Genomic DNA, 913 nt, shown 5'->3' on the forward strand with positions numbered 1-913 from the left:
AGAACCCGGTCCCCGCAAACGCTGGAACCAACTAACCGAGCCTCCAGCAAACCCGGGGCGATTCAGTGCTGTCGATCGCGCTCCAACTGACACTGGACGGGTTTTGAATCCGTTGCCTCGGCTCCGTGGTTCTTCGGTCGAATTAGGAGCGGCCTCGCACAGTCCACCGCCAGTTCGGGAACTCGGTCTCGAGGCGGCGGACCCGGTCGGCCGACAGCCGGCCCCGACGGTAGTCGGCGCGACGGTTGGCGACCCACTGGCCGATCGCGAAGCCGTCGATCACGTCCCGCTGGCGGGGGCTGCTGGTGCCGTGCACTGCCTCATACCGATGCAGATGAGCGACGCCGGCCTCGAACGCGGCGGCCGATGCTGCGTCCTGGGGATTCCACTGCCAGTCCTGGAATTCGTTGTCGATCAGCGAGACTCGGCCAGCGGGTAGTCGGCCTGTGCGGTAGTCGGCGCGGCGGTTCGCCGCCCACTGGCCGATCGGGAAGTCGTCGATGACGTCGTGCTGGCGGGGGTTGCTGGTGCCATGGGTGGCGGCGTAGCGGCGCAGGTAGTCGATCCCGTCCGCGAAGGCGGCATCGAGCACGTTCCACCGCCAGTCGGGGAACTCGGTTTCGATGCGGCGGATCCGCTCCGGCGTTAACCGGCCGAGCCGGTAGTCGGTGCGGCGGCTGTCGACCCAGGCGCCGATCCGAAATCCGTCGATCGTTGCATCGCGAGGTGGCAAGCTCGATCCATGCGCGGCGACGTAGCGGTGCAGGTGTGCGATCCCGGCGTCGAACCGCCGATCGTCCGCACGACGGCGGCCAGCGGTCGGGGAGTCGTGCTCGCTGGGCACGACGTCACCGCCTGCTTTTCGTGGCGGCGGGTCGTACCGTCCACCGCCAGTCCGGGAACTCGGTTTCGA

1 protein-coding gene is annotated in these 913 nt (G+C 68.1%); it reads right to left on the reverse strand.

Annotation, left to right across the window (positions count from 1 at the left end):
* Positions 1–142: 142 nt before the first annotated feature.
* Positions 143–844, reverse strand: a complete 702-nt coding sequence (locus AC4JJG_RS21470; protein WP_058253262.1) for a helicase associated domain-containing protein — start codon at positions 842–844, stop codon at positions 143–145.
* Between the last annotated feature and the right edge of the window lie 69 nt (positions 845–913).

It is taken from the genome of Gordonia sp. B8661-1 (genome assembly GCF_059427765.1).